The following is a 5,056-nucleotide window of genomic DNA, read 5'->3' on the forward strand; positions in this document are numbered from 1 at the left end:
AAGAATATTGTCAGGAAGTTGCTCGCTATCAAGAAGAGCGCTGGGTGGACTTTGCTGCCAACAGTGGCAAGGATTCTGGTGGATATGCGGCGGATCCATATCGCGTGCACCCTTATGTCCTCATGAGCTGGACAGGTCGTTTGAGTGATGTCTATACCTTGATTCATGAAATCGGACATTCTGGTCAATTCATTTTCTCAGATAATCATCAGAGTTACTTTAATGCCCACATGTCTACTTACTATGTCGAAGCACCGTCAACTTTCAATGAATTGCTTCTCAGTGATTACTTGGAGCACCAGTCTGACGACCCACGTCAAAAACGCTTCGCTCTTGCTCACCGCTTGACAGATACCTACTTCCATAATTTCATCACCCACCTCTTGGAAGCAGCCTTCCAGCGTAAGGTTTATACATTGATTGAAGAAGGAGAAACCTTTGGAGCAAGCAAGCTCAACAGCATTATGAAGGAAGTCTTGACGGATTTCTGGGGAGATGCCATTGAGATTGACGATGATGCGTCTTTGACTTGGATGCGCCAAGCTCACTACTATATGGGCTTGTATAGTTACACTTACTCAGCTGGACTTGTTATCTCTACAGCTGGCTATCTCCATCTGAAACATTCAGAAACTGGAGCTGAAGACTGGCTCAATCTCCTCAAATCAGGTGGAAGTAAGACACCACTTGAGTCAGCCATGATTATCGGAGCAGATATTTCAACAGACAAACCACTCCGCGATACTATCCAGTTCTTGTCAGACACAGTTGACCAGATTATCGCCTACAGTGCCCAGTTGGGAGAGTAAATTAAAAGAGTCTGGGACAAAAGTCTAACCTTAAATATAAAAAGCGAACAAAACGAGTTATCTGACACTCAGAATTCTGTCTTGTTCGCTTTTTTTCTAATCTATCGATTTTAAAAATTTATAATAAAGAATTCCTAAAATCAAAATTTTTTGTTCTGTCCTCTTTAATTATCCCCAAAAGCTATCTTCTTCAGCTTGATCTGAAGAGAAGAGCCAAACTTCTTTGATTTTTCCGTCTTCAATACGGAAGAGGTCAATCCCGTTCATATTGAGTTCAGTACCATCAGCACGTGTTCCAAGAAAAGTAACATTAGCTGCGATTAAATCCTTATTGTCAGAAACCCAATTTGTTACCACCTTAAAGGTTCCATTAGTTTTCTCAGCAAATGTAGCCAGGTGAGCTCCTAGCTTGTCCTTACCAACAACTGTACCAGATATACTATGAGTACCAGGTTGATGCCAGATAATATCGTCTGCCATCGTTTCAAAGACACCAGGAAAGTCACCAGCAATTAAAGCTTGGTTATAAGCGTTGAAAATTTCTAAGTTTGTTGACATATCTATTCTCCATTTCTTTTTTATGATATAATTGTAACAGTTACAAACAAAAAAACAAGTAGACACTTTTTCGATAGCTAGTATCAAAAGTGGTACTATTATTGATACTAAAAGATAAATTTTTTTTAAAAAATAGAAAGAAGATATTTTATGACAAATAAAGTGAGTGAGTATGGTATTTGTCCATTTGCGACAACTCAGAGGGTTTTAACGGGGAAATGGGCACTGGTAATTATTTATCAGTTGAGTACGGGTACTAAACGATTTAAAGAATTGCAGAGATTATTGCCTGGGATTACTCAAACTATTTTGACCCGTCATCTCCGTCAATTAGAAAAGGATAAGATTGTTCAACGAAAGGTCTATGCCGAAGTTCCACCACGAGTTGAGTACAGCTTAACTGAAATGGGGCAGGAATTCAGAGTTGTCTTAGATGCTGTCGAGAAATGGGGTCTAGATTATATCAAGTTGCTAGAAATGTAGAGATATTGACCATGTATCAAAAGTTACTTAGAAAAATAGTAGAAGAAAAACCAAGTTATCATCAGGAGGAAATCCAATGGTTGCTTGATCATTTGGGAGATTCTTCTCCAGAAATTCGCGATGACCTTGTTTTTACAAGCTTTGCTAGGGGGATTCAGGAGGAGCTATTTACACAGGAACAATTTCAGTTTATCGCTGCTAGGATTGTTTCTGATGATGGTCTAGATAAAGAGATTGATAAGATAGAAACCTCAACGCTTGAGCGTTCTTTTAGAGCACTTATTTATGCAAATCTCTTATCAGCTGATGGTAATGAACACTCTATTTTTTATCAAGTGCTGCAAACTGATATCAGAAATATGATGCTAGATCAAGGTTTGCACTATCTTTCAAAAGAAAAGGATACAACGGGTTTTTCCAGTCAGTATGGTTGGGTTCACGCTTTTGCACATGGAGCCGATTTGCTGACAGAAGTGGTTTGTCATCCAGACTTTCCTAAAAACAGAGTTCATGAAGTATTTGACATACTTGGTCAACTATTTAAAAGAATTTTGATTCGCTTTACAGATGATGAAGATTGGCGTTTAGCGAGAGTGATCTATGAACCTATTTTACAAGGGAAGTTGGAGCAAGAGCAAGTAGCTTCTTGGATAGAAACTGTTGACTTTCCGATAGAAGAAAGGGAAGATTTTTATAAATTTTCCAACTTCAGATCCTGTCTGTTGGAAGTCTATGTCCAACTTGACCAGAGAAATAGTTTACAAGATGACTTGAAAGAAGCTATCCAGTCTTTTCAATACTAGGGATAAGTGAGTTGTTTCATGTTTTTCAAGAAAATTTCCAAACAATTTTCTTGAAACCCTTTCCCTCTTTTGATAGACTAGTATCTAGTTTTTGAAAAAAGGAGAAAGAAAATGAAAAAATTTGTTGCTGAGTTAATCGGTACGTTCATGCTTGTGTTCATCGGAACAGGAGCTGTTGTTTTTGGAAATGGTCTTGATGGCCTTGGTCACCTAGGGATTGCCTTTGCCTTTGGTTTGGCAATCGTAGTTGCAGCTTACTCAATCGGAACTGTTTCAGGTGCTCACTTGAACCCAGCTGTTTCGATTGCTATGTTTGTTAACAAACGTTTGTCATCTTCAGAGCTTGTAAACTACATCCTTGGACAAGTAGTTGGAGCTTTCTTAGCATCTGCTTCTGTCTTCTTCCTCTTGTCTAATTCAGGTATGTCAACTGCTAGTCTTGGTGAAAATGCCTTGGCAAACGGTGTCACTGTCTTTAGTGGTTTCTTGTTTGAAGTTATCGCAACTTTCTTGTTTGTTTTGGTTATCATGACTGTGACATCAGCAAGCAAGGGCAATGGTGCGATTGCTGGTTTGGTAATCGGTTTGTCCTTGATGGCTATGATTCTTGTGGGATTGAACATTACTGGACTGTCAGTAAACCCAGCTCGTAGCTTGGCACCAGCTGTCTTGGTAGGTGGCGCAGCTCTTCAACAAGTTTGGATTTTTATCCTTGCCCCAATCGTTGGTGGAGTTCTTGCAGCCCTTGTTGCAAAAAACTTCCTTGGAACTGAAGAATAATTAAAAATCAAAAAGCCTTGCTCCTCAACTTGAGGAACAGGGCTTTTTGTATGAGTTTAGCGATTGTCAATTTTCTCTGGATAGAGGTCGTGTTGGAAGAGGCGTTGCTCTGCCAAGCCTTCATACTTAGTTCCTGGCTTACCGTAGTTGTAGTAGGGGTCAATTGAGATGCCACCGCGCGGAGTGAATTTTCCCCAGACTTCTAAATAGCGAGGGTCTAGCAAGTTGACCAAGTCTTTCCCAATGGTGTTGATACAGTTTTCGTGGAAATCTCCGTGGTTTCGGTAGCTAAAGAGATAAAGTTTGAGGGATTTTGACTCGACACAGAGCTTGTCAGGAATGTAGGAAATATAAATGGTCGCAAAGTCTGGTTGAGCAGTGATTGGGCAAAGCGAGGTAAATTCAGGACAGTTAAATTTGATAAAATAGTCATTTTCCACATGACGATTGTCAAAGGATTCGAGGACTTCTGGTTGATATTCGAAAATGTAGTTGGTTTCTTTGTTTCCTAGTAGGCTGAGATTTTTCATTTCTTCTTGTTGTGACATGATTTTTTCTTTCTAATCTTAAACACCACGTTGGTTATCGTAGAGGAGGGTATGGAGTTGAGGAAGGACGCGGACATTGCTCCAGCTATCGTCGGCAGCGATGCGTTCCCAGAGTTCTTTGAGGCGGTCCAGTTGGTCTTGGACAATATTGCCTGTAGCCTTGGGCTCAGGGTTTCCAGCCGATAAGAAAAGGACATCTGGTTGGTAGCGCTCTTGAATCCCTTTGGCAAAGGCCAAATCGGTATCGTCAAAGACAGGGATTTTAAAGGTGACCTTGTCTGGATCTAGTTGGGAAACGATAAAGTCCAAGGTCTCAAAGTTGACTTCCATCTTGGATGAAGGAGGTTTGGGACTCAGAGTGACCTGGTCGATGTCTTTCAACCAATTTTGCCAGCGAGAGCCTTGGGTCTCAACAGCTAGAGTGACACCGCGTTCCTTGAGCTTGGTGACCAATTCGGCCATGTTGGCTGCTAGGATAGCAGGATTTCCCCCAGATAGGGTTACATAGTCGTAGCTCCCTAATTTATCCAACTCAGCAATGACCTCGTCAGCTGTCATACGAGTTGGTTTTTCAGAACCATCCCAAGTAAAGGCAGAGTCGCACCAGTCGCAGTGGTAGTCACAACCAGCAGTGCGGACAAACATAGTTTTTTGACCAATAGCACGGCCTTCGCCTTGAAAAGTTGGGCCGAAAATTTCCAGAACTGGTAGTTTAAGGATACGTTCCCTAGTCATCTAACCACTCCCGTCTAAACTCCGCAAAGGCAGTCGGAGTCTCATAGAGGCGAACGTATTCCAAACGGAGACCGCGCTCGTCTGGCAACTCTTGGTTCATGGTTTGGAAAATCCAGTAAACCATATTTTCAGCAGTCGTGTTCATATAAGGCAGAGTCTCATTGAGATAGCGATGATCCAAGTGGGGTTCTAAGTAGTTCTTGTAGATAGCTTTGATATCTCCGAAATCGTAGGTCATGCCACGTTCATCTAAAAATCCACTGACAGCAATCTGCAGATGATAGGTGTGACCATGAAGGGATTTGCATTTTCCCTCATAGTGAAAGAGGTGGTGGGCAGC

General features: G+C 41.3%; 8 protein-coding genes. 4 read left to right on the forward strand and 4 right to left on the reverse strand.

Annotated features, from left to right (window positions below; genetic code table 11):
* A partial coding sequence (locus ACLNCN_RS03190; protein ID WP_424844600.1) for a M3 family metallopeptidase occupies positions 1-809 on the forward strand: 809 nt, incomplete at its 5' end.
* Positions 810-977: 168 nt separating this feature from the next.
* Here the strand turns inward: ACLNCN_RS03190 and ACLNCN_RS03195 are convergent.
* Entirely contained in the window at positions 978-1,367 is a 390-nt protein-coding gene (locus ACLNCN_RS03195; RefSeq protein ID WP_084927208.1) for a nuclear transport factor 2 family protein, read from the reverse strand.
* Between the two features lie 150 nt (positions 1,368-1,517).
* Between ACLNCN_RS03195 and ACLNCN_RS03200 the strand changes: the two genes are divergently transcribed.
* The 3 genes from ACLNCN_RS03200 to ACLNCN_RS03210 all read left to right on the forward strand — a co-directional run bounded on the left by ACLNCN_RS03200 (position 1,518) and on the right by ACLNCN_RS03210 (position 3,433).
* Positions 1,518-1,850, forward strand: a complete 333-nt coding sequence (locus ACLNCN_RS03200; protein ID WP_000182730.1) for a winged helix-turn-helix transcriptional regulator — start codon at positions 1,518-1,520, stop codon at positions 1,848-1,850.
* Positions 1,851-1,861: 11 nt separating this feature from the next.
* On the forward strand, positions 1,862-2,653 hold the full coding sequence (locus tag ACLNCN_RS03205) for a DUF2785 domain-containing protein (protein WP_414306297.1): 792 nt from the start codon (positions 1,862-1,864) through the stop codon (positions 2,651-2,653).
* Between the two features lie 111 nt (positions 2,654-2,764).
* The gene (locus ACLNCN_RS03210) at positions 2,765-3,433 is read left to right on the forward strand and encodes an MIP/aquaporin family protein (protein WP_414306296.1); all 669 of its coding nucleotides are present in this window, start codon (positions 2,765-2,767) and stop codon (positions 3,431-3,433) included.
* Positions 3,434-3,489: 56 nt separating this feature from the next.
* Here the strand turns inward: ACLNCN_RS03210 and queF are convergent, their stop codons facing one another.
* From queF to queD, 3 genes are all read right to left on the reverse strand, one after another.
* Positions 3,490-3,981, reverse strand: coding sequence for a preQ(1) synthase (gene queF, locus ACLNCN_RS03215; protein WP_000082587.1), 492 nt, complete (start codon positions 3,979-3,981; stop codon positions 3,490-3,492).
* A gap of 18 nt (positions 3,982-3,999) precedes the next feature.
* Entirely contained in the window at positions 4,000-4,716 is a 717-nt protein-coding gene (queE, locus tag ACLNCN_RS03220) for a 7-carboxy-7-deazaguanine synthase QueE (RefSeq protein WP_424844601.1), read from the reverse strand.
* Positions 4,709-5,056: 6-carboxytetrahydropterin synthase QueD (gene queD / locus ACLNCN_RS03225; protein WP_424844602.1), on the reverse strand; the 348-nt coding region annotated here is incomplete at its 5' end. The genes queE and queD, both read right to left, overlap by 8 nt.

Source organism: Streptococcus sp. CL8.13 (assembly GCF_049737895.1).

Excerpts from the sequence above, each read along its gene's own strand:
- ACLNCN_RS03195 (WP_084927208.1), bottom strand. The coding sequence starts at position 1,367 with ATGTCAACAAACTTAGAAATTTTCAACGCTTATAACCAAGCTTTAATT.
- ACLNCN_RS03200 (WP_000182730.1), top strand. The coding sequence starts at position 1,518 with ATGACAAATAAAGTGAGTGAGTATGGTATTTGTCCATTTGCGACAACT.
- ACLNCN_RS03205 (WP_414306297.1), top strand. The coding sequence starts at position 1,862 with ATGTATCAAAAGTTACTTAGAAAAATAGTAGAAGAAAAACCAAGTTAT.
- ACLNCN_RS03210 (WP_414306296.1), top strand. The coding sequence starts at position 2,765 with ATGAAAAAATTTGTTGCTGAGTTAATCGGTACGTTCATGCTTGTGTTC.
- queF (WP_000082587.1), bottom strand. The coding sequence starts at position 3,981 with ATGTCACAACAAGAAGAAATGAAAAATCTCAGCCTACTAGGAAACAAA.
- queE (WP_424844601.1), bottom strand. The coding sequence starts at position 4,716 with ATGACTAGGGAACGTATCCTTAAACTACCAGTTCTGGAAATTTTCGGC.